At 71.5% G+C, this 22,242-nt stretch carries 18 protein-coding genes; 8 read left to right on the top strand and 10 right to left on the bottom strand.

Going from position 1 to position 22,242, the window contains the following annotated elements; all coding sequences use genetic code 11:
* Positions 1–90: 90 nt before the first annotated feature.
* From CC117_RS22120 to CC117_RS22110, 3 genes are all read right to left on the bottom strand, one after another.
* Positions 91–1,524, bottom strand: a complete 1,434-nt coding sequence (locus tag CC117_RS22120; protein ID WP_071087183.1) for a FadD3 family acyl-CoA ligase — start codon at positions 1,522–1,524, stop codon at positions 91–93.
* Complete coding sequence (locus tag CC117_RS22115; RefSeq protein ID WP_071087181.1) at positions 1,521–2,699, bottom strand: amidohydrolase family protein; 1,179 nt, start codon at positions 2,697–2,699, stop codon at positions 1,521–1,523. The genes CC117_RS22120 and CC117_RS22115 overlap by 4 nt, the downstream gene beginning before the upstream one ends.
* A gap of 95 nt (positions 2,700–2,794) precedes the next feature.
* Positions 2,795–4,327: an AMP-binding protein gene (locus CC117_RS22110; protein WP_071087245.1), complete on the bottom strand. Its 1,533-nt coding sequence runs from the start codon at positions 4,325–4,327 to the stop codon at positions 2,795–2,797.
* Positions 4,328–4,592: 265 nt separating this feature from the next.
* On the opposite strand from CC117_RS22110, the gene CC117_RS22105 reads away from it, so the two are divergent.
* Positions 4,593–5,324, top strand: a complete 732-nt coding sequence (locus CC117_RS22105; RefSeq protein WP_071087179.1) for an enoyl-CoA hydratase/isomerase family protein — start codon at positions 4,593–4,595, stop codon at positions 5,322–5,324.
* A 62-nt stretch (positions 5,325–5,386) separates the two neighbouring features.
* Here CC117_RS22105 and CC117_RS22100 read toward each other — a convergent pair whose 3' ends face one another.
* Together CC117_RS22100 and CC117_RS22095 are read right to left on the bottom strand one after the other, a co-directional pair.
* Positions 5,387–6,595 carry a CaiB/BaiF CoA transferase family protein gene (locus tag CC117_RS22100; RefSeq protein ID WP_071087177.1) on the bottom strand — a complete coding sequence of 403 codons (1,209 nt, stop codon included), beginning with the start codon at positions 6,593–6,595 and terminating at the stop codon, positions 5,387–5,389.
* Between the two features lie 355 nt (positions 6,596–6,950).
* Positions 6,951–7,994, bottom strand: a complete 1,044-nt coding sequence (locus tag CC117_RS22095; protein WP_084132561.1) for an NAD(P)H-dependent amine dehydrogenase family protein — start codon at positions 7,992–7,994, stop codon at positions 6,951–6,953.
* Between the two features lie 473 nt (positions 7,995–8,467).
* On the opposite strand from CC117_RS22095, the gene CC117_RS22090 reads away from it, so the two are divergent.
* The 6 genes from CC117_RS22090 to CC117_RS22065 all read left to right on the top strand — a co-directional run bounded on the left by CC117_RS22090 (position 8,468) and on the right by CC117_RS22065 (position 15,623).
* The gene (locus tag CC117_RS22090) at positions 8,468–9,232 is read left to right on the top strand and encodes an SDR family NAD(P)-dependent oxidoreductase (protein ID WP_071087175.1); all 765 of its coding nucleotides are present in this window, start codon (positions 8,468–8,470) and stop codon (positions 9,230–9,232) included.
* Between the two features lie 330 nt (positions 9,233–9,562).
* The gene (locus tag CC117_RS22085) at positions 9,563–10,780 is read left to right on the top strand and encodes a CaiB/BaiF CoA transferase family protein (RefSeq protein WP_071087241.1); all 1,218 of its coding nucleotides are present in this window, start codon (positions 9,563–9,565) and stop codon (positions 10,778–10,780) included.
* A gap of 32 nt (positions 10,781–10,812) precedes the next feature.
* Positions 10,813–11,640, top strand: a complete 828-nt coding sequence (locus tag CC117_RS22080) for an SDR family oxidoreductase (RefSeq protein ID WP_071087173.1) — start codon at positions 10,813–10,815, stop codon at positions 11,638–11,640.
* Positions 11,641–11,731: 91 nt separating this feature from the next.
* The gene (locus CC117_RS22075; RefSeq protein ID WP_018637477.1) at positions 11,732–12,523 is read left to right on the top strand and encodes a PaaI family thioesterase; all 792 of its coding nucleotides are present in this window, start codon (positions 11,732–11,734) and stop codon (positions 12,521–12,523) included.
* 98 nt (positions 12,524–12,621) lie between these two features.
* Positions 12,622–14,247, top strand: coding sequence for a thiolase C-terminal domain-containing protein (locus tag CC117_RS22070; RefSeq protein WP_071087171.1), 1,626 nt, complete (start codon positions 12,622–12,624; stop codon positions 14,245–14,247).
* Positions 14,248–14,435: 188 nt separating this feature from the next.
* On the top strand, positions 14,436–15,623 hold the full coding sequence (locus CC117_RS22065) for a cytochrome P450 (RefSeq protein WP_071087169.1): 1,188 nt from the start codon (positions 14,436–14,438) through the stop codon (positions 15,621–15,623).
* 36 nt (positions 15,624–15,659) lie between these two features.
* Here the strand turns inward: CC117_RS22065 and CC117_RS22060 are convergent, their stop codons facing one another.
* The 5 genes from CC117_RS22060 to CC117_RS22040 all read right to left on the bottom strand — a co-directional run bounded on the left by CC117_RS22060 (position 15,660) and on the right by CC117_RS22040 (position 20,423).
* Entirely contained in the window at positions 15,660–16,553 is an 894-nt protein-coding gene (locus tag CC117_RS22060; RefSeq protein ID WP_071087167.1) for an SDR family NAD(P)-dependent oxidoreductase, read from the bottom strand.
* A gap of 58 nt (positions 16,554–16,611) precedes the next feature.
* Complete coding sequence (locus CC117_RS22055; protein WP_071087165.1) at positions 16,612–17,517, bottom strand: LLM class F420-dependent oxidoreductase; 906 nt, start codon at positions 17,515–17,517, stop codon at positions 16,612–16,614.
* 141 nt (positions 17,518–17,658) lie between these two features.
* Complete coding sequence (locus tag CC117_RS22050) at positions 17,659–18,369, bottom strand: response regulator (protein WP_071087163.1); 711 nt, start codon at positions 18,367–18,369, stop codon at positions 17,659–17,661.
* A 144-nt stretch (positions 18,370–18,513) separates the two neighbouring features.
* Positions 18,514–20,004: an FAD-binding monooxygenase gene (locus tag CC117_RS22045; protein WP_071087161.1), complete on the bottom strand. Its 1,491-nt coding sequence runs from the start codon at positions 20,002–20,004 to the stop codon at positions 18,514–18,516.
* Between the two features lie 233 nt (positions 20,005–20,237).
* Positions 20,238–20,423, bottom strand: coding sequence for a lasso RiPP family leader peptide-containing protein (locus CC117_RS22040; RefSeq protein ID WP_071087239.1), 186 nt, complete (start codon positions 20,421–20,423; stop codon positions 20,238–20,240).
* 312 nt (positions 20,424–20,735) lie between these two features.
* Here CC117_RS22040 and CC117_RS22035 point away from each other — a divergent pair, with 312 nt between their 5' ends.
* Entirely contained in the window at positions 20,736–22,172 is a 1,437-nt protein-coding gene (locus CC117_RS22035; RefSeq protein WP_071087159.1) for an NAD(P)/FAD-dependent oxidoreductase, read from the top strand.
* The last annotated feature ends 70 nt before the right edge of the window (positions 22,173–22,242 follow it).

Genomic DNA, 22,242 nt, shown 5'->3' with positions numbered 1-22,242 from the left:
GGAGACGGAACGTCAACACCGACCCCGGGCCCGGCGGGCGGCTTCCACCGCTCCCCCCCGGGCCCGCGCCTGGGCCTCGGGCAGCTGGGGCTATCGCAGCTGGTCCTTCATAACTTTCCCTGACGCGTTCAGCGGCAGGCTCTCCAGGAACTCGACGGACCTGGGCACCTTGAAGCCGGCCATCTTCCCCCGGCTCCAGGTGATCAGCTCCTCCTCCGTGACCGGCCCGCGCCGGACCACGAAGGCCCTGCCGACCTCGCCGAGGCGCTCGTCGGGCACGCCGATCACAGCCGCCTGCGCGACCGAGGGGTGCTCCAGCAGGAATCCCTCGATCTCCGCCGGGTAGGCGTTGAAACCGCCGACGATGAACATGTCCTTCTTGCGGCCGACGATCCGAAGGTAGCCCCGCTCGTCGAGGGTGCCGAGGTCACCGGTGTGCAGCCAGCCGTCGGCGTCGATCGTCTCCGCGGTGGCGACGGGGTCGTCGAGGTAGCCCTGCATCACCGTGTACCCGCGGATCAGCACCTCGCCGTCGGTCGCGATCGAGACCTCGACGCCGTCGCAGGCCTTCCCGACCGTGGTCGCGATGTCCTCGAAGGAGTCACCGGGCCGCGAGGCCGTCGCCGTCCCCGCCTCGGTGAGCCCGTAGCCGGTCATGATCGACCGGAACGGCAGCTCCTCCTTCATCCGCCGGATCAGCTCGACCGGGATGTCGGCCGACCCGGTGACGGCGCACCGCAGCGAGGACAGGTCCGCGTCGCCCTGGGCCGCGAGCAGCGAGTGGTAGAGCGTCGGCGGCCCCGGGAGCATGGTGATCCGCTCCCGCTCGATCAGCGCCAGCAGCCGGTCCATCTCCAGGACCGCCATCGGCACGATCGTCGCGCCCCGGATCAGCGCGGCGACGATCCCCGCCTTGTACCCGAAGTTGTGGAAGAACGGGTTGACGATCAGGTAGCGATCGCCCTCCCGCAGGTCCGCCTGGTTGCACCACTCCTCGTACAGCCGCAGCGTCTGCGCGTGGTTCATCATGACGCCCTTGGGCCGCCCGGTCGTCCCCGACGTGAACAGGATGTCGGCGATCTCCTCGCCGTCCACCACCACCGGCTTCTCCAGCGGTGTGCCCGTGTCGAGGAAGCCCGACTTGATGTCGACCGCGGGAACGGCGGTGACGCCCTCGTAGGACTGACCGAGGAAGCCCTCCTGCACCAGGACCATCTTCGCCCCGCTGCGGGTGAGGATGTCGTTGGCCTCCTCGGCCTTGTATCGGGTGTTCACCGGAACGAGGACGCCGCCGGCGGTCAGCAGCCCGAAGGCCGCAATGATCCACTCGGCGGAGTTCGGCGCCCAGATCGCCACCCGGTCACCCTTGCCGACGCCCGCCTGCGCGAACGCGCCTGCGGCCGTGCGGACACGGCCGACCAGCTCGGTGAAGGTGAGGCGCAGCTCACCGTCGACGACCGCCTCGGCAGCACCGAAGCGGTCGGCAGCGCTCAGCACCATCTCCGGGATGGTCGCCCAGGTCATGCGTCGATCAGCCTGGCGAGGTTGCCGCCCATGATCTTCGCCTTGTCCTCGTCGCTGAGGTTCTCCAGCACGTCGACGTAGCTCACCGGGTCACCCAGGCCCTCGGGGTGCGGGAAGTCGGAGCCGAAGAGCACCCGCTCGATGCCGAGCAGCTCACCGAGCTTGGCCATGTCCTCCTCCCAGAAGGGGCTGACATGGATGTTGCGGCGGACGACCTCGACCGGGTTCTCGAGGAACTGCTGCGGGTACTTCTTGTAGACGTCCTTGAGCTCGCTGAGCAGCGGGGCGACCCAGGAGGCGCCGTTCTCGACGACGGCGATCTTGAGGTCCGGGAACCGGGACAGCGCGCCGTGGCAGACCAGCGCCGCCACGGTGTCCTGGATCGGGCGCCACTGGCCGATCATCCGGAAGGCGTCCGGCTGGAACGGCAGGTACTCGCGGGTCTGACCTTCCCAGTCCTGGGTGTAGCGGTTGTAGCCGCTGTCGGACGAGTGCAGGCCGACCAGGATGTTGTGGTGCACCACCCGCTCCCAGAACGGGTCGAACTCGGGCAGGCCGAACGACCGCGAGCCGCCGTACCCGGGCACCGGAGCCGGGCGGATCAGGATGGCGCGGGCGCCGCGCTCGACGACCCACTCCAGCTCCTCGATCGCCTTCTCGACGATCGGCAGCGTGATGACCGGGGTGGTGAAGATCCGGTCCTCGTAGTTGAACTTCCAGGTCTCGTACAGCCACTCGTTGAGCGCGTGGATGACGACGTGCGTCAGCTCCGGGTCGTCCCGCATGCGCTCCTCGATGAGGCTCGCCAGCGTCGGGAACATCAGTGTCCGCTCGATGCCCTGCTCGTTCATCAGCTCGAGACGGGACTTCGGCTCGCGGAACGCCGAGATCGAGCGCATCGGCTTGCCGATGATCTCACGGTAGGACTTGCCCTCGGGGTTGCCGAGGCGGAAGAAGTCCTCCTGCGCACCCGGGCGGGCGACGACCTCGAAGGTCGGGTTGGGGATGTACTCGCTGATCTGACCCCGGATCGCGATCTTCGTACGCCCGTCGATCTGGACGTACCGGATCGCACCCTTGAACTGCTCCGGGAGGTGCTTGGTGAACGCCTCCTCGGTCTCGTACAGGTGGTTGTCCGCGTCAAAGATGGGGTACGGCGGCACTCGCGTAGGCATGAGATCCTCCCTTACTGATAAGGAGAACCCTATTCTCTAACCCGCCTGGCCGCAATGTCTACCGCCGGCGCCAGGGTCCTCCGCGACTGCAGGGCCTATCGCTGGGCGAGGCCGCGGCGCAGGACGACTTTTTGGATCTTACCGCTGGGGGTGCGCGGGAAGTCCGCTGTCCCGAGTACCTCCTCCGGCCACTTCTGCCGGGCCAGGCCGGCCCGCTCGAAGTGGGCGCGCACCTCGTCCAGCGTGGGCAGGGCGGCGCCGACCTGCAGCCGCAGCACCGCCGCCGCGTGCTCCCCGAGCCGGGCGTCGGGAGCGGCGACCACGGCGGCCTCCGCGACACCCGGCATGGCCAGCAGCACCTCCTCGACCTCCAGCGCGCTGATGTTCTCCCCGCCCCGGATGATGAAATCCGCCTTGCGGTCGACGATCGTGAGGTAGCCGTCCTCGTCGAGCACGCCGACGTCGCCCGTGCGGTACCAGCCCTCGGCGTCGAAGACCTGCGCGGTCAGCTCCTCGTCGATATACCCCAGGCACAGATCGGGCCCACGGCTGAGGATCTCGCCGTCCGGCTCGAGGCGGATCTCCACCCCCGGCAGCGGGTCGCCGTCGGTGAACAGGCGCTTGTCCTCCGGGGCGGTGTGTCGCGAACCGGTGATCGAGGGATGCTCGGTGCTGCCGTAGGAGCGGAACACCGTCATCCCCAGCCCGGCCAGCCGGGTGGTGACCGCGGCGGGAACCGAGGAGCCACCGAGGCCCGCGTACTTCATCCCGGCCAGGTGCTCCGGGGTGAAGTCGGGGTGGTCAAGCAGACTCGTGACGAAGTAGGTCGCGCCGCCGCCGACGGTGAGGCCGTCGGTGCGCATCAGCTCCAGCGCCCGCCCCGGGTCCCAGACATCCGCCAGGTTGATCGGGCGGCCGTCCAGCACCGGGATCAGGAACGCGTTGAGCATGCCGATGAAGTGCCCGACCGGAGCGGCGGTGAGCTGACGGCCGCGGTCGGGCGGGTAGAGCCCGGCGAGCTGGCGGGTCTCGAAACCCAGGGTCTGGTGGCTGTGGATGACGCCCTTGGGATCGCGGGTCGTTCCGGAGGTGAACGCGATCACCGCGGGGGACGCCGGGTCCGTCGCGACGACGCCGGCCAGCGGCTCGTCGGCGAGCAGGTCGTCGAAGTCACGGCCGACCACGCCGACCACGGGGACGCCGGCACACAGGTCGGGCTGGAACTCCATCCGCCCGAACCCCTCCGCCGTGACGAAGACCTTCGGCGCGGTGCGCTCCAGGATGTAGCCGAGCTCCTTGCGGCCATAGAAGTGCACGACGGGGACCACAACCGCCCCCAGCAGCGACGAGGCCCAGAAGACCGCGGCCGCCTCCATCCAGTTCGGCAGCTGGAACACCACGACGTCGCCGGGGCCGACGCCCCGCGCGCGCAGGCCCGCCGCCAACCGGCGGGCGACCCGCTCGACGTCGGCGAAGGTGCCGCTCCACGGCCGGACCGCCGAGTGGATGCGGAACTCCGCGTCCGGCGCGGCCGCCAGCCCCGCGGCGAGAATGTCGCCGAGCGTCTCCTGTGTCCACCAGCCTTCGGACTCGTACCGCTTGACCAGGTCAGGGGGGACCGTGCGCATGCCACGAGCTCCGATCTGTGCCGCGATCACCAGACTCTCCCAGGACAACCGGACAGTTTCCACCTCTCGTCGGCGCACTGCCGACGCGCTCGACACGCTGACGCACCGCCGACACGCCGCCGGCCGCCACCTGGTCCGACCAGGCGCTGCCCGCCACCCGGCTACCGGCCCCGCAAACAATCGTGCACGCGGGGCGATAATGCTACTCTCAATTACAAAGAATTATATTCTCTGGTGACTATATTCTCACAGTGGAGTTGGGTCCATGATTGATCTTGAGCGTGAGGACGGTCTCGCCGTCATCACGATCGACCGACCCGAGGCTCGCAATGCCATCTCGCTGGCCACCATGGGTGAGCTGGAGAAGGCTCTTGACGCCGCCGAAGGCGCCGGCGCGCTGGTCATCCGGGGCTCGGGCGACCGGGCGTTCGTCTCCGGCGGCGACCTCAAGGAGCTCGCGGCCCTGCGGACCGAGGACGATGCGGCCGCGATGGCGCTGCGGATGCGCGCCATCTGCGACCGGCTCGCCGACTTCCCCGCTCCCGTGATCGCCGCCGTCAACGGGCACGCCCTCGGCGGCGGAGCCGAGGTCGCGGTGGCGGCGGACATCCGCGTAGCCGCCGACGACATCAAAATCGGCTTCACCCAGTCAACCCTGGCGATCATGCCCGCGTGGGGCGGCGCCGAACGGCTCGCCGCGCTGGTCGGCCCGGGCCGGGCCCTGCTCCTCGCCGGCACCGGCCAGACCCTGACCGCGCCCGAGGCCGAGCGCCTCGGCCTGCTCGACCAGGTCCTGCCCCGCGCCGACTTCGACGCCGGCTGGCGGGCTCTCGCCCACTCCCTCACCACTGCTCCCGCCCGGGCGATCAAGCATGTCATCGGGCGTCCCGGTGCCCCGGTGTCGGCCGAGGAGGCAGCCCGGACGTTCGCGCGGCTGTGGGTGGACGACGCACACTGGGCCGCCGTCGAGCGCGCGACCGCCAAGCGCTCCCGCTGACACCGGCGACCGGCGACTCGGCCGCGGGAGGACGGGTCCGTCCTCCCGCGGCCGAGCGGCGGTCAGGTGACCGCGCCGGCGGTCTTCAGCTCGATGATCCGTTCCCAGTCGAGACCGAGCTCCATCAGGATCTCCTCGGTCTGCGCCGCGAACTCCGGCGCCGGGCCGAGCTGGGGCGCGCCGACGTCGAACTGCACCGGGCTGGAGACCACCTCCATCTCACCGGCGGCGGACAGCAGGTACTCGTTCGCCCGGATCTGCGGGTCGCTGCCGACCTGCAACGAGTCCTGCACCGGCGCCCACGGGCCGGACAGCGTGCCGAGGCGCTCGGTCCACTCCGCCAGCGTGCGGGTCGCGAAGACCTCGCGGAGGATCTCGACGGCCTCCGCGGTGTGCTTCGCGATCTCCTCGGCCGAGGAGAAACGCGGGTCGTCGATCAGCTCCGGCCGGTCGATGTGCCGGCAGACGTCCGCCCAGTACCGCCCCGGCTGCAACATCACCAGTGACAGGAAGCGGTCGTCCGAGGTGCGGTAGAGGCCGGACAGCGGGTTGCTCGGCGACCCGTGCCCGCCCGGCTCCGGTGCCTGCAGTGCCTCGTCGAGCAGCAGCGACAGCGCGATCGTCTGGCCCATGGCCCACAGGCCGCTACCCAGCAGGGAGACGTCGACGACCGACGGCTCGCCGGTGCGCTCGCGCTTGAACAGGGCCGCCGCGATACCGCCGGCAAGGTTCGTGCCGGAGATCGTGTCGCCGTAGGCCGGCCCGGGCGGTGGCGTCATGCCCTTGTGGCTACGCGGCGTGATGCTGGCCGCGGACGACGCCCGCGCCCAGAACGCCGTCATGTCGAAGCCGCCCTTGTCGGACTCCGGCCCGCGCGGGCCGAGCGCGCTGCCCCGGGCGTAGATGATCTTCGGGTTGAGGGCACGGATGTCCTCGACGTCGATGCCGAGCTTCTGACGCGAGCGCGGCAGGAAGCTGGTGAGGAAGACGTCGGCGCGCCGGACCAGCTCGTCGAGGACCTCCTTGCCCTCCACGCTGGCCATGTCGAGGCCCAGGCTGCGCTTGCCGCGGTTGGCGTGCCAGATGTTCGGGTTCGGGCCGTCGCCGACCTTGAGGTTGCCGGTCTGCTTGAGGCCGCGCTGCGGGTCACCGGTCACGGCATGCTCGACCTTGATGACCTCGGCGCCCCAGTCGGCGAGGACGCCGCCCGCCGAGGGCACGAACCCGTACATCGCGACCTCGAGAACGCGGATCCCCTCAAGTGGCTTCATGTGCCATCCTCCCCGATCGCCATGCTCAGCACGAACTCCTCCAGACCACCACTGCGACTCCCGGGCACCCGCCGGCCGGCGCGCCACGGTACCGGCCCCGACCGGCCCCGACCGGCGCTGGTCAGCGCTGGGCGGCCCCGTGGGACAGGCCCCGGCGGCACCCGGAAAGGATGCCCGAAAGTTACATTCTCAGAACAGGGGAATCAACCAACTGCAGTGCGAGAACAACTTGCTCAACCCGGGCGGAGGCACCGTCCTGGCACCTCTGCCAGGGTCCGCCCAAGGACCCGCCCGGGTCCACCGGGCGGGTCCTTGGGCGGCCGCGTCGCGGGCGTCTCAGCCCAGCCCGGGCGTCTCAGCCCAGCCCGGTCGCGAAGATCTGCGGCAGCTCGATCGAGGTACGGATGCCCGGCGCGGCGGCCACGACGACCGGCACCGCGTTGACCGCCCGGTTGGCGGTGTAGGCCGGGGAGACCTCGGCCATCCGCTCCAGCGGGGTCGGGAACCGCAGGTCGATGTCAAGCGGCGCGTCACCCTCGACGGAGATATGCCACCCGGTGTCACGCAGGTCCCACGCCGGTTCCAGGTCGGTGGTGCAGTACCAGTTGGCCCGGAAGCTCATGACCTCGCGGCCGCCCCGCATGCCGGAGACCGTGAGCCGCTGGGCCGCGACCGTGCCCGGCTCGATCGTCCCCGCGGCGATGTGCACCGGCCGTGGTGACACACCGACCTCGCCGGAGCCCTCCACCGAGTCCAGCGGCATCCCCAGCGTCTCGGCGACGAGCTCCAGCGACGGCCCGAAACTGATCACGCCGTGGGCCAGCCGGGCCTCGTCGACGCTCGCCGGCGGCTGACCGAAACCCATGACGTCGAACAGCAGCCCGGGCGAGTTCCGCTTGGACAGGTCCGCGAACTCCTGGATGACGAGCCGGTCCAGCCGGCGCTGGATCGACGACAGCGCCAGCGGGATCGCCTCGGAGATGAACCCCGGGCTGCTCCCGGTGCTGTGCACGGACGTCCCGCCCTGCTCGCAGGCGGCCTCCACCTTCTTCCGCACATCCGGGTCGATGTTCGCCAGCCGGTGGAACTCTCCACGGGTCGTGACGATGTTGGCACCCGAGGCGAGGATCCGGCTCACCTCGTCGGCGTCGAAGTACCGGGGCATGTAGAGGACGCAGTCGGYGCCGAGCGCGAGGATCTCCTCGACATCCCGGGTGGCGGTCACGCCGGTCGCGTCGACCCCGCACAGGTCGCCCGCGTCGCGGCCCGCCTTCTCCTCCCCGTGCACCAGCACACCGGCTAACGCGAGACCGGGGTGCTGGATCACCGCCCGCAACGCGTAGGTACCGATGTTGCCGGTGGCCCACTGAACAACCCGCAGCTGACCCACGTCTGCCATCCCCAATCGACTCATCGATCTGTCGGGCACGGCGCCGCGCCCGACGCCAGCGGAACATCCGGGCATCGCGCGGGATCGGCCGAGCGCTGGCTGGCGGGCAGCACGGACCTGCGGTCGCTGTGGTGGCGCGACGTCCGCGGTGCGGCCGTCCTGGTGCGCTGGTGCGCTGTGGGCTGGCTGCCCCGTGCGCGGGCGCCTCACGCATCGGCGCCCCATGCATCGCGCCGGGCGGCGCCCTGTGCTTTGCGCCACAGCCTAAGCTCGTTCTGACCTGGGCGTCAATATTGTCGGAGCGGTCGGCCACTGCCATGTGGCGGGCCCAGAACCGGTCAGATCAGGCGGGTACCGGCGCGGCGTGAACGCCTCGGCGCTCGGCGGCCGCAGCAGACAATCCACCGTGTTGCCGTGGCCACCGGCGTGTGCGCACCGGGGTGTGCGACCGCCCGCCCGCGCATCATCACGCTGGAGGATTCGTGCAGCTCAACGGACAGTCGACACTGGTGACGGGCGGAGCGTCGGGCCTCGGCCTGGGCACCACGCGGGTCCTGCTGGAGCGCGGCGCGTCGGTCACCATCGTCGACCTGCCCTCCTCCCCGGGCAAGGACGTCGCCGCGGAGCTGGGCGTGCGCTTCGTCGCTGCGGACATCACCGACACCGACCAGTTCGAGGCGGCGCTCGACGCGGCCGCGGCCGACGGCCCGCTGCGCGGAGTCGTCCACTGCGCCGGCCGCGGCGGTGACCGGCTGCGCATCCTCGACCGCGAGGGCCGTCCCGGCGCGATCGACAGCTACGCCGACATCATCCGGATCAACCTGGTCGGCACCTACAACGTGGTGCGGCTCGCCGCGGCGCGGATGGCGCGCAACTCCGAGCTCCTCGACGGCGACCGCGGCGCGGTCGTGCTGACGGCGTCGGTCGCCGCGTTCGAGGGCCAGATCGGTCAGACGGCCTACGCCAGCGCGAAGGCGGGCGTGCGCGGCATGACCATCGTCGCCGCCCGTGACCTGGCCAGCTGGGCGATCCGGGTGAACACCATCGCACCGGGTGTCTTCGAGACTCCGATGCTCGGGCGGCTGCGGGACGACATCCGCGACGGCCTGGCCGCCGGTGTCCCACACCCGAAGCGCCTCGGCACCCCGGCCGACTTCGGCCGCCTCGCCACCGACCTGCTGGAGAACGGCTACATCAACGGCGAGGTGATCCGCCTCGACGGCGCGCTGCGGATGGCACCTCGCTGACCGCGGCCCCTCGCTGACCGCGGCGTCTCGCGTCAGCGGTGCCTGGCCTCCGCGGCGCGGGCGTGAGAGTGTCGTCACAGACGTGACGACGGTGCAACAAGCCGGTCCTGACCGCACTCGTGCCAGGCCTGACCGCGGGTGAGCCCTCCGCCCGCACTGCTGGTGGCTGCAGTTCGAGATGGCCAGATCAGCGGCTGTGGCCCAGCCTCCCCTGGGCTGGGCGTGGCCCGCAAACCTGGACCGACCCCTGCGAACCTGGTATCGACGTCAATGTTAAATATTCGTCGGCCGGCCGAACTCTCGACCGCGGGCGCGAGCAGGAGGATGGTCATGACACCGGTCATGCAGGGCGTCCGGATTCTCGAGGTCGCAGAGCACACGTTCGTCCCCGCAGCCTCGGCTCTCCTGGCCGACCTCGGCGCCGACGTGATCAAGATCGAGCACGTCGAGCGCGGCGACGCCATGCGCGCCCTGGCCTCCTCGGGCATCGCCGTCGTCCCGAAGGACGTCCACGTCCTGCTCGAGCACTCCAACCGGGGCAAGCGCAGCCTCGGCCTCGACCTCACCTCCGAGGCGGGGCGCGACATCCTGTACCGGATCGCCGCGACGTCCGACGTCTTCCTGACGAACAAGCTGCCGAGCGTGCGCACCAAGCTGCACGTGGACGTCGACGACATCCGCGCCCACAACCCGAAGATCATCTACGTGCGGGGTACCGGCCAGGGCGAGCGTGGGCCGGAGGCGGACCGCGGCTCCTACGACTCGCTCGCGTTCTGGGCCCGCTCCGGCGTCGCGGTCGGGATCATGCGGCCCGAGTACGGGCACGTGCCGGTACCGCCCGGGCCCGGCTTCGGGGACTCGATCGGCGCGATGACGATCGCCGGTGGCATCATGGGCGCGCTGTTCCACCGGGAGCGCACGGGTGAGGCCACCACCGTGGATGTCTCGCTGCTCTCCTCGGCGGTGTGGTCGATGGGCCAGGCCATGGCGCTGTCGCTGCTGCTCGGCGTGCCGTGGACGCCGCCGCCGGCGGACCAGCAGCGGATGAACCCCCTCAGCGGCAACTACCTGACCAAGGACGGCCGCTGGCTCTCCTTCACCTGCCTGCAGGCCGGAAAGTACTGGGCACCGATGTGCGAGGTGATCGAGCGCCCGGATCTCGTCACCGACCCACGCTTCGCCGACCACGCCTCGCTGCTGGCCAACAGCGGGGAGGCGATCGCCATCCTGGTCGAGGTCTTCGCCGCGCGCCCGCTCGCCGAATGGCGCGAGCGGCTGGCGACCTTCGTCGGCCAGTGGACCGTCGTCCAGGACACCCTGGAGGCTGCGGCGGACCCGCAGTCGATCGCAAACAGCTATGTCCAGGAATGCACGACCGCGGACGGGATCCCCTTCCAGCTCAGCACCGTGCCGGTGCAGTACGACGAGCAGCCGGCGCCGCCGCGCCGCGCGCCGCAGTTCAACGAGCACGGTGACGAGATCCTCGCCGAGCTGGGCCTGGACCAGGAAGCCGTCCTGGATCTGAAGATCCGTGGCGTCGTCGCGTAGCACTCACACCAGACACGATCAGGAGACAGAAGATGACGCTGTTTGACGCCTTCCGCTTCGACGGCAAGCGGGTCGTGGTCGTCGGGGGCGCGACGGGCATGGGTGCCGCGGCCGCCGAGCTGGCCGTCAGCGCCGGCGCCGAGGTCGTGGTGCTCGACTACGCCGACATCAAGCTCGACGGTGTCCAGGCGATCCACGTCAACCTCGCCGAGGCCGCCTCGATCGACGCCGCGCTCGCGCAGCTCGACGGGCCCGTGCACGCGCTGATCTCCGCCGCCGGCGTCGCCGACGGCACCCCGGGCATCGAGAAGATCAACTTCATCGGGCACCGCTACCTCATCGACCGGCTGCTCGCCGCCGGCCAGCTGCCCAGCGGCTCCGCGATCGGTTTCATCTCCTCCGCCGCGGGCCTCGGCTGGGAGGCCAACCTCCCGCAGCTCAAGGAGTTCCTGGCCATCACCGACTTCGACGAGGCCTCGAAATGGGCCGTCGAGAACGGCAAGGCCGACTACATGAACAGCAAGCAGGCCGTCTGCGCCTATGTCGCCACCCAGGCGCTGCCGTTGCTCAAGCAGGGCATCCGCATCAACGCGATCTGCCCCGGCCCGACCGACACCCCGCTGGCCCAGGACAACAAGGAGACCTGGCTGGGCTTCGGCGCCGACTACCGGGCCGAGGTGGGGATCGAGGCCGCGACCTCGCTGGAGCAGGCCTACCCGCTGCTGTTCCTGGTCAGCGCCGCCGCCTCGGCGATCAGCGGCATCACGATCGTCACCGACTCCGGCTACTTCTCCTCCGGCCTCACCGAGACCTACCCGGCGGCCACCCCCATCGTCCGTTACCTGTCCGGCCGCAGCTAGTCCAGCGGGCCGGGGTCTCCTCGGCCTGGCATGACGCCCGGCCGAGGGACCCGGCCAGGGGGCCCGGAAAGGGACCTCGGAAAAGGGACGGATGACGACAACAAGCAGTGACGGCCTGCGGCGCGACGGGCATATCATTCTCGAACTGGGATTCGAGGCCGCGCGGGTCGGCGACGAGTTCCACGGAACGGCGGCCGTCGTTCCGGAAATGTTCGCGCCCGGCACGTCCAGCGTGCGGACGTCCATTCTCGCGACCTGGGCGGACGTGGTCGCGGGACGCACGATGATGGGTTACATCGCTCCGCGGGTCCCGGTCACGCTCGACCTCGACATTCACGTCCACCGTCCGCTGCGGGAGACCGAGCGGATCGACGCCACCGGCCGGCTGGTGAAGAACGGCCGGTCGGTCGCCGTCATCGAGATCGACTTCACCGGGGCGGACGGGGAGAGCCTCGCGCTCGGCGTGGCGTCCTTCATGGCCGCCCCGGATCCGTCCGTGCTGCTGACCCCGGAGATGTCCCGGGAGCCGGACGTCTCACTCCCCCGCCAGCGGCTGCGCGAGCCCTTCGCCCGGCGCGCCCGGTGCGAGATCCGTGAGCCCGGCGTCGCCGTGCTGCCGCGGACCGACGACGGGCTGAACGCCGCGCGGACCCTCAACGGCGGGCTGATCGCCCTCGCCGCCGAGGAGGCGGCACTCTCGCTCACCCCGGGCACCTCCCTGTCGCTGCTGGCGCTGCGGTACCTGCGCCCGGTGCGCACCGGCCCCGCCGTGGCGACGGCGACCGTACGATCCGGTCTCGGCCGGGTCGAGGTCCGGGACGCCGGCGACGACCGGCTCGCCGTCTACGCGACCACCAGGGCCTTTCCCGTCTCGGCGGACTGACCACACGAGCGGGACTGATCCACACGAGCGGGACTGACCACACGGGCGGGACTGACCACACGGGCGGGACCGACCACACGAGAGGACGAAGAGCAGGCATGCGCCCACTTCCCGAGATCACCCCAGCGACCGAGTGGTTCTGGAAGTCCGGGGCTGACGGGAAGCTGCGGGTCCAGGGCTGCAACGACTGCGGCCAGCTCGTGCATCCCCCGGTGCCCATCTGCCCGCGGTGCCGCAGCCGCTCGCACGCGCCCACCGAGGTCTCCGGCCGGGCCACCGTCGTCGGGTTCACGATCAATGCCCAGCAGTGGTCACCCGCGTTCAAGCCGCCCTACGTGATCGCGAACGTGGCCCTGGCGGAGGACGCCAGTGTCCGGCTGACCACGAACATCACCGGCTGCGAGCCCACGGACGTCCACATCGGGCAGGAGGTGGCCGTCCGCTTCGAACAGCACGAGGACGTCTGGCTCGCCCTGTTCGAGCCGACCGGCGGCACCGACCCGACGGACCGGGTCGGCGAGCCCGACCTGCCCACCCCGCGCGCGCCGCTGAGCGCGGACCGCTTCGAGCACCGCGCGGTCCTGTCCGGGATCGGCCGGTCCCGGATCGGCCGGCGGCTGATGGTCGATCCGCTGGAGCTCACTGTCGACGCCTGTCTGAAGGCCGTCGCGGATGCCGGCCTCACCCTCGACGACATCGACGGCCTGTCCACCTACCCCGGGCCGACCGCGATGGGGATGAGCGAGGGCGGGGTGACCGCCGTCGAGGAGGCCCTGCGGCTACACCCCACCTGGACGAACGGTGGCGGTGACCTGCCCGGACCGGGTGGTTCGGTGATCGCGGCGATGCTGGCGGTCGCCTCCGGACTGTGCCGGCACGTGCTGTGCTTCCGGACCGTGTGGGAGTCGACCTACCGGGCCCTCGGGCTGGGCTCGCCCGGCGGGCGGTCCTCCAACTCCAGTTCGCTGTGGCGCGCGCCGTTCGGGGCGATGTCCGCCGCGAACTGGATCGCGATGAACGCCAACCAGTACTTCCACCGGTACGGCGCCAACCGGGAGATGCTCGCCGCGATCGCGCTGAACGGCCGCGCGGGCGCCGCCCTCAACCCGAACGCGATCTACCGCGACCCGCTCACCCTCGACGACTACATGTCGGCCCGGCTGGTCACCACGCCGTTCGGCCTGTACGACTGCGACGTGCCGTGTGACGCCTCGATCGCGGTCGTCGTCTCCGACGCCTCCGTCGCCGGCGACCTGCCGAAGCCGGCGATCCGGGTGGAGGCCGTCGGCACGCAGATCCTGGAGCGGGTCTCCTGGGACCAGGGGATCATCACCCACGAGCCGCAGGTCCTCGGCCAGGCCGCCCACCTGTGGACCCGGACCGACCTGCGCCCCGCGGACGTCGACCTGGCCCTGGTCTACGACGGCTTCACCTTCAACGCGATCTCCTGGCTGGAGGGGCTCGGCTTCTGCGGGATCGGTGAGGCGCAGGACTGGCTGGACAAGGGCCGGCGCATCGCGCTGGACGGCGAGCTGCCACTGAACCCGCACGGCGGCCAGCTGTCCGAAGGCCGCACCCACGGCTACGGCTTCTTCTACGAGGCGGTCACCCAGCTACGCCACGAGGCCGGCGAACGCCAGGTCGCCGACGCCCGGACCGCGGTCGTCACCTCCGGCGGCGGCACCCCCTCCGGCGTCCTGCTGCTCCAGCGCGACGGCGTCTGACTCCCGCTCGACTACACACACGTGCCGGCCTCGGAGCATCCCGGGGCCGGCATGCTCCGCCCGCCCGCGGCGCGGCGAGGCGCGCCCGCGGCGTGCGCCCGCGGTGCGCGTTCCGCCCTTCCCACGACCGCGCCGCCGCGGCCTGCGCGRCCATTCGTCAGGCACTCGCCTATGACATAGTGTGCGCCATGACGGAATTAACCTGGAATCCCTACGACAAAGTGCTTCACCTCGCGCCCTACGATGTCTGGCGCGAGCTGCGCGACAAAGCACCGGTCTACCGAAACGATGAACTGAATTTCTACGCGTTGTCGCGGTACGACGACATCGAGGCCGCCCACCGCGATCCGCAGACCTATAGTTCGGCGTACGGCACCGTTCTGGAGATCATGTCTCCGGAGCCGATGCAGACCGGCCACATGATCTTCCTCGACCCGCCGACGCACACCGAGCTGCGGACCCTCGTCTCCCGGGCGTTCACTCCACGGCGGATCTCCGCCCTCGAGGACAGCATCCGGGCCCTGTGCGCGGAGATGCTCGACCCGCAGATCGGCGGCGACGGTTTCGACTTCGTCCAGGACTTCGCCGCCGAGCTGCCGTCCAAGGTGATCTCCGAGCTGATCGGCGTCGACCCGGCGGACCGCGAGCAGATGCGCCGCCTCATCGATCTGACCTTCCACATCGAGGAGGGCGCCGGCATGGTCAACGACGTGTCGTTCGGCGCCCAGATCGAGATGCACACCTATCTGACCGAGCAGCTCGAGCTGCGCCGCTCCCAGCCGCGCGACGACATGATGACCAGCCTGGTCCAGGCGGAGATCGTCACCGACAACGGGGTCCGCCGCCTCTCCAACCAGGAGGCCGCCGACTTCGCCAACCTGCTCATCAGCGCCGGCACCGAGACGGTCGCCCGCCTGCTCGGCTGGGCCTGCTCCGTGCTCGCCGAGCATCCCGACCAGCGCGCCGAGCTCGTCGCGGACCCGTCGCTGATCGGCAACACGGTCGAGGAGCTGCTGCGCTACGAGGCGCCCTCCCCCGTCCAGGGCCGCACGCTCACCACCGACGTGGAGCTGCACGGCACCCGGATGCCGGCGAAGTCCCGGGTCCTGCTGATCACCGGCTCGGGCGGCCGCGACGAGCGCAAGTACCCCGACGCGGACCGGTTCGACATCCACCGCCAGTTCGACAGCCATGTCTCACTCGGCCACGGCGTGCACTTCTGCCTCGGCGCCGCGCTCGCCCGGCTGGAGGCGCGGGTCGCCCTGCAGGAGACCCTGCGCCGCTTCCCCGAATGGGGCGTCGACCACGAGCGCGCGGTGCGGCTGCACACCAGCACCGTGCGTGGCTACGAGAAGCTCCCCATCACCCTGGGCTGATCCCGGCGGGCGCTGCCGGGCTGCCGGCCGGCGCCGTCACTCGTCGCCGAGAGCCACCGGCCTGCCGGTCGCGGGGTCGACCGCGGCGAGGACGTGCGCCGGGGCGTGGTTCGACCAGCCGACCCCGGGCCAGTTCAGCCAGCCGGACGAGGCATAGGTGCCGCCGTCGGGGTGCAGCGTCGTCCCGGTGACGTAGGTGGACAGTGCGGAGGCGAGGAAGACCACGCAGCCGGACACGTCCGTGACGTCGCCGGGCCGGCCCATCGGGATCCCGACCCGGACACCGACGGGCGTCGAGTAGGCGTTGTCGCCGCCCCCGGACATCTTCTGCATGTTCGGGGTCGGGGTGTAGTCCGGGGCGACGTTGTTGACCCGGATACCGCTCGGGGCGACCTCCACGGCCAGCGTGCGGCCGAACTGCTCGACGGCGGCCTTCGCCGCCGCGTAGACCGCGAAGCCGGGCGCGGCGCGGTGCGCCTCGACCGTCGTCAGGTTGACGATGCTGCCGCCGCGCCCGCCGGCCTGCATCCGCGGCACGGCCAGCGAGCAGGTGTGCAGGATGTGCGTCAGGTTCTGCCGGATCAGCGCGTCCCAGCCCTTCGGCCGGGTCTCGACGAACGGCGCCCGGAAGGTGCCGCCGACCACGTTGACCAGGGTGTCGAGCCGGCCCCAGGCCTCGTCGACCGCGGTGAACAGCCGCGCGAGCTCCTCGGGGTCACGCGCGTCGCCGTGGTGCACGATCGCGTCGGCGCCCTGCTCCTTCAACGTGGCCCGCAGCGCCTCGACGGCGGGCCCGTCGATGTCGATGACCGCGAGCCTTACGCCGTTGGCGGCGAGGTCCGTGGTGACTGCTCCCCCGATCCCGCCCGCTCCGCCACTGATGATGGCAACAGTGCCCGCCAACCCACCGCGATCCTCGAACCAGCCCACGCCGGACCTCGCCTCCACTCCACGTCAGATGCACATCGGTCGCGCCTGCGCGGCGCGGTCAGGACAGGTAGGTCGCGCCGAAGGCCTCGACGAAGGCGATGGTCTCGGCGGCGGAACGGGTGCGCGACGAGATCACCGTCCAGGTCACACCGGCCTTCTCGATCTCGGCGAGGGCCTCGCGGTGGCGGTCCACGTCGGTGGTGACGGCCTCGGGGGAGGTCACGCCCGAGTAGGAGTAGGACACGTCGATCAGGTCGGTGCGGCCGTTCGCCGCGGCCGCGTCCCGCATCTCGCGGATCATGCTGCCGAGGTCCGCGAGGGACCCGATCGAGACCGTCCGGGCGGTGGTCGACAGCTGCGGGCCGCCGGACATCGCCATCCAGCCCTGCCCGCGCGCGGCCACCCGCCGGCGGCTCAGCTTCGAGTTGCCGCCGATCCAGATCGGAATCGGGTCCTGGACGGGCCGGGGCTGCGCGATCACGTTGCGGGCGTCGAAGTGCAGGCCCTTGAAGCTGAACGGCTCGCCCTTCCAGTGCAGCGGCAGGACGTCGAGGATCTCGTCGAAAAGGGCGTTGCGCTCCTCGAAGTCCACCCCCAGCGCGTAGAACTCGGACTTCTGGTAGCCGGTCCCGATACCCAGCGTGAACCGGCCGCCGGAGACCTTGTCGACCGTCGCCGCCGCCTTGGCGAGCAGGAACGGGTTGCGGTAGGGCGCGACCGACAGATGGGTGAGCAGCCGCAGGCGCTCGGTCACAGCGGCCACGTAGCCCAGGCCGATGAACGGGTCGAGGCTCTGGTGCCCGCCGTTCTCCAGCCAGCGGGCGCCGGGAACCGGGTGCTCGGTGAGGGACAGCGCGTCGAACCCGGCCTTCTCGGCAGCCCGGGCGACGTCCCCGAGCGGTCCGGGGTCGAGGAAGTCGCCGCTGGTCCCTGACGTCTCCGGGTAATGAAAGATGAAGCGCATCGTGTCGTCGCCCTGTCCGTGCGTCGCGGCGTCCGTCTTTGCTCTGCCTCTCGTGTCTACCAGAAAGTAGACACTGGCGTCAGAAATGCGCGCCCAGTCGGGTAGGGGCGGGCGGCGAGCCGCCGGGCGGATCTCCGCAGGTCAGGGCTGGAAGCGGTAGCCCATGCCGGGCTCGGTGGTCAGGTGGCACGGCCGGGTCGGGTCCGGTTCGAGTTTGCGGCGCAGCCGGTTGATGTAGAGCCGCAACGACGAGGTGTCGTCCGGGTAGGTCGGGCCCCAGACCTCGCTGACCAGGGCGCGGCTGCTGACCAGCTTGCCCGGATCGCGGGCCAGCGCGTCGAGCAGTCGCCATTCGGTCGGCGTCAGATGCACCGGCGGCCTGCCGTCCCCGCGGGCGGTCACCGACCGGGCGGCGAAGTCGACGCGGTAGCCGCCGACGTCCACCGCCGGCCCGGTCTCGGCCGCCGGGGACCGCCGGCTCACCGCGCGCATGCGGGCGAGGAGCTCCTCGACGGAGAACGGCTTGGTGACATAGTCGTCGGCACCGGCGTCCAGAGCGGCGATCTTCTCCGACCCGGACGTCCGGCCGGACAGCACGATGATCGGCACCCGGGTCCACCCCCGCAGACCGCGGATGACGTCGATGCCGTCCATGTCGGGCAGGCCGAGGTCGAGCACCACGAGGTCGGGCGGGTGCCCGGCGGCCTCGGACAGCGCCTGCCCGCCGTCGACCGCCGTCCGCACCTCGTAGCCCCGGGCCCGCAGCGTGATCCGCATCGCCCGCAGCAGCTGGGGCTCGTCGTCGACGAACAGCACCCGCACGCCGGGCCGCGGCCCGGACCCGTCGCCCATCAGCCACAGCTCCCGTCACGCGCCTGTCGATCCAGCATGCCAGGAACCTGTGGTCCGACGGCGAGGCCCGCAGGCTCGACGGCCCGGCGCCGCTGTCCGCGGGCTACGCCAACGCGATCAACCGCCGAGGCCAGGTGGTCGGCTTCACGAGCCCGCAGGGCGGGCGCCAGATCCCCCTGCTCTGGCAGGCTGCCGTCTGACGTCGCCGGTCGCGCCCGGCCCGGTCCCCGCCGACGGCCCGACCGGAACCACGTGCTCGGGCCGCCCCGCGGGCTCGTGCGGCACCGCAGGCTCGGCCGGTTCGGCCGGTTCGGCCGGCATCCCGGACCCCGCCAGCGCAGCGGACCCGGCCGGCGCAGCGGGCCGGCCCACGCCGGCGGGCAGCGGCCGGGCGGGCAGCACCGGCTCACCGCGCCGGCGGGCCAGATACCACCGGATGCCGGTGTCGAGCGCGCGCTGGGCCCGGCGCACCACCGGCAGCTGCATCGCCCGGTGGGTCTGGTAACGCCACGGGGGCTGGTCGCTCTGGCGGACCGCCATCGCGTACGCGAACTCGACCGGGTCGGGTCCGTCCGCGCCCGCCGGCATCCGGTCGAGCAGCGCGTCGACCCGTTCGAACCAGGCCATGCTCGTCCGCGCGCGGGCCTGCAGCGGAGCGAGGGCGGCGTGGCCGTCCCGGTCGAACTGGGCGAGCGCCCCGGGGACGTCACCGTGCTCGTAGAGCATCTGGGCGAGCATGACTCCGTCCAGCATCGCCAGCGCGGTGCCCGAGCCGAGGGTGAAGTGGGTGGTGTGGGCGGCGTCGCCGAGGAGCACCGTGTTGCCCGCGTACCAGCTGCGGTTGCTGATCTGGGCGAACCGCTGCCACCGGGCGGGGCGGCCGGGGTGGTCGATCAGGCCCTGTCCRCCGAGCGGGCCGGCGAAGATCTCGCCGAGGCGGCGGCGTACRTCGCCGCCGTCCGCGGTCGCGAACCCGAGCCGCTCCCAGGTACCCGGTGCGCATTCGATGATGCAGGTGCTGATGTCCGCACCGGACGGGTAGGCGTGGAACCACAGCCAGCCCGCAGGGGTGYGTTCGAAGGCGAAGGTGAAGTTGTCGAAGCGCCGCGGCGTCCCCAGCCAGATGTACTGGTTCGCACCGAAGTCGGTCCGGGTGCCGAACTGGCCGTCGAACATCGCGCRCAGCTGGCTGTTCGCGCCGTCGGCGGCGACGACGAGATCGRCGTCCGGGCACGACGGCGTCCCGACCCCGCCGAGGGCGCCCAGGTCGGCCAGGTCGGTCAGGTCGGCGATCTCGCGCCGGTATTCGACGTGCACCCCGAGCTCGACGGCCCGCCGGGTGAGGATCTCCAGCAGGACGGACCGCTGCACGCTGAACCCATAGCCGGCGAAGTGCGCGACGCGGCCCGGGCCGACGCTGATCCGCTGCTCCTGCCAGAGCGCGGACGCCGCCCGGATCTCCCGGGCGCTGTCCGCATCGTTACGGAACAGGACGTCGAGCAGGTTGTCCCAGTAGACGACGCCCCAGCCGTACGTGGCGGCCGGAGAGTCCCGGTCGATCACCGTGATCTCGTGGCCGGCGTCCCGGCGCATGGCGGAGATGGCGAAGTAGAGGCCGGCCGGCCCCCCACCCACGCAGACGATCCTCACGAGCCCCCCTGACCTGCGTAGAAGATGCTGCCGAAGAAGATGTCCTGCCGAAGAAGATGCCGCCGCACAGCGATGAACAGAGACGGCAAAGGCCGTGCAGCTCGGATGATGATCACCGACCTGCACGACCGTGGGCGGGCCGCCGGGGAAACGGGGCCCGCCACGGGGCTCATGCCCCTGACTCGCCTCCTCGGGAGAGTGCGGTCACAGCGCCGGGCTCACCAGTCCCAGCCACCGCCGCCGCCCCAGCCCCAGCCACCCCAGCCCCAGCCGCCCCAGCCGCCGCCCCAGCCCCAGCCGCGGCCCCAGCCGCCGCCACCACCGACGATCAGCACGCCGGCACGGGTCGAGTCTCGGAACGAGCCCTGGGCCTGGATAGCCGGTGCTTCATATGTCGCCCTCATCGCGTACTCCTCCATCCGAGTTACCTCACGTGATCTCCGGCTGGCCGGGCACCCGTAGCCATCTGACCCTGAGGGCCGACGGTGGGTAGCACCCGTCCGACCTCTATCGTGCCCACCTCCGGTTCAGTGATGGTTCAGTCTCATGACGTCACCATCCTGGGTCGGTGTCACCACAAACGATGATTTCGCCGCCCGGGATCCCCGGCCCGTCCGGGCCGGAACGCGGGTTGGGACCGACCCTCCAGGGAACGCCGTCGCGAACGCCGGAAACGCTGCCGGGGACGCCACCGCTCGCCGATGAGGAGCGCTGCCATGAGGAACTCGCCGACCGTCGCCCGCCTCATCCGCCAGGCCGAGCGCTGGCGCCAGACCGGGTCCGGGCCGGCGGCAGCGACCACGGCACGGGCCGAGGTCATGCCCACCGCCGCCCGGCGCGGCTCGGGCCGGCCGCGGGTGGTCGTGGTGGGCAGCGGCTACGCGGGCCTCGGCGTGCTCCGCTACCTGGAGGCTCGGCTGCCCGCGGGCGCGGCGGAACTTGCCGTGGTCTYCCCCGTCGACCATCTGCTCTACACGTCGCTGCTGCCCCAGGTCGCCGCCGGGGACATCGAGCCGCGGCACCTGGCGGTGTCCGTCCGCGGGACCCTGCGGCGGACGGTGTCCCACCTGGGCCATGCCACCGAGATCGACACCGGCGGCCGGACGGTCACCGTGCTCAGCCGGGCGGGCACGCCGTTCACGCTGGGCTGGGACCGACTCGTCCTCGCGCCCGGCGCACACACCCGGACCTTCGACATCCCCGGCCTGGCCGAGCACGGGCTCGGGATGAAGAACCTGGCCGAGGCCGTCTACCTGCGTGATCACGTCCTGCGCCAGCTCGCCTTCGCCGATGCCAGCGCGCAGGAGGCCGAGCGCCGGGCGCGCTGCACCTTCGTCGTCGTCGGCGCCGGCTACACCGGGACGGAGCTGGCCGCGCAGATGCGCCGGTTCACCATCAAGGCGCTGGAGCAGTTCCCGCGGCTGCGGGTCGAGGAGGTGCGCTGGCTGCTGGTCGACCTCGCCGACCGGGTCCTGCCCGAGCTGGACGAACATCTGGGCGACGGCGCGTCGAAGGTGCTGCGGGAGCGGGGGGTGGAGGTCCAGCTGTCCACCTCGGTCCGCGAGGTCCGTCCGGACACGGTCACGCTCACCACCGGCGAGGTCGTTCCGGCCCACACCCTGGTCTGGTGCGCGGGGGTGACCCCGAACCCGCTGGTCCGCGCCCTCGGGACGGAGACCGTGCGGGGCCGCATCGTCGTCGACGACCGGTTCCGGGTGCCCGGCCTGCCCGGTGTGTTCGCGCTCGGGGACGCCGCCGCGGTGCCGGACACGACCCGCGGCGGCGTCCCCGCCGGGCAGACCGCGCAGAACGCGGTCAGGCAGGGCACCGCCGCGGGACGGAACATCGCCGCCTCGCTCGGCTTCGGCGAGATGCGGCCGTACCAGCACCGCGACCTGGGCTTCGTCGTCGACCTCGGCGGAGCTGACGCGGTCGCCAACCCGCTGGGCCTGAACCTCTCCGGCCTGCCCGCCGCGGCCGTCACCCGGAGCTACCACCTGATGGCGCTGAGGTCGGCGACCAACCGGGCCTACGTGGCCGCCGACTGGCTGCTCGGCGCGCTACTGAAGCCGCGGACCGTCCAGCTGGGGTTCCTGCCGCCACCGCAGGCCACGATCGCCGAGGTGGAGCAGACCGAGCTCTACCCGTCCTGAGATCCGGCCCGCCCCGCGAGGCCACGGGGTCCGGCTCGCGCGAGCCGGACCCGCGGAAACCGGGGCCTCG

The organism is Parafrankia colletiae (genome assembly GCF_001854655.1).
Lineage (GTDB): Bacteria > Actinomycetota > Actinomycetes > Frankiales > Frankiaceae > Parafrankia > Parafrankia colletiae.
This window is presented reverse-complemented; position numbering and strand designations above follow the sequence as displayed.

Excerpts from the sequence above, each read along its gene's own strand:
- CC117_RS22115 (WP_071087181.1), bottom strand. The coding sequence starts at position 2,699 with ATGCCTACGCGAGTGCCGCCGTACCCCATCTTTGACGCGGACAACCAC.
- CC117_RS22110 (WP_071087245.1), bottom strand. The coding sequence starts at position 4,327 with ATGCGCACGGTCCCCCCTGACCTGGTCAAGCGGTACGAGTCCGAAGGC.
- CC117_RS22120 (WP_071087183.1), bottom strand. The coding sequence starts at position 1,524 with ATGACCTGGGCGACCATCCCGGAGATGGTGCTGAGCGCTGCCGACCGC.
- CC117_RS22075 (WP_018637477.1), top strand. The coding sequence starts at position 11,732 with ATGACGACAACAAGCAGTGACGGCCTGCGGCGCGACGGGCATATCATT.
- CC117_RS22055 (WP_071087165.1), bottom strand. The coding sequence starts at position 17,517 with ATGCGCTTCATCTTTCATTACCCGGAGACGTCAGGGACCAGCGGCGAC.
- CC117_RS22080 (WP_071087173.1), top strand. The coding sequence starts at position 10,813 with ATGACGCTGTTTGACGCCTTCCGCTTCGACGGCAAGCGGGTCGTGGTC.
- CC117_RS22065 (WP_071087169.1), top strand. The coding sequence starts at position 14,436 with ATGACGGAATTAACCTGGAATCCCTACGACAAAGTGCTTCACCTCGCG.
- CC117_RS22105 (WP_071087179.1), top strand. The coding sequence starts at position 4,593 with ATGATTGATCTTGAGCGTGAGGACGGTCTCGCCGTCATCACGATCGAC.
- CC117_RS22100 (WP_071087177.1), bottom strand. The coding sequence starts at position 6,595 with ATGAAGCCACTTGAGGGGATCCGCGTTCTCGAGGTCGCGATGTACGGG.
- CC117_RS22040 (WP_071087239.1), bottom strand. The coding sequence starts at position 20,423 with ATGAGGGCGACATATGAAGCACCGGCTATCCAGGCCCAGGGCTCGTTC.
- CC117_RS22050 (WP_071087163.1), bottom strand. The coding sequence starts at position 18,369 with ATGGGCGACGGGTCCGGGCCGCGGCCCGGCGTGCGGGTGCTGTTCGTC.
- CC117_RS22070 (WP_071087171.1), top strand. The coding sequence starts at position 12,622 with ATGCGCCCACTTCCCGAGATCACCCCAGCGACCGAGTGGTTCTGGAAG.
- CC117_RS22085 (WP_071087241.1), top strand. The coding sequence starts at position 9,563 with ATGACACCGGTCATGCAGGGCGTCCGGATTCTCGAGGTCGCAGAGCAC.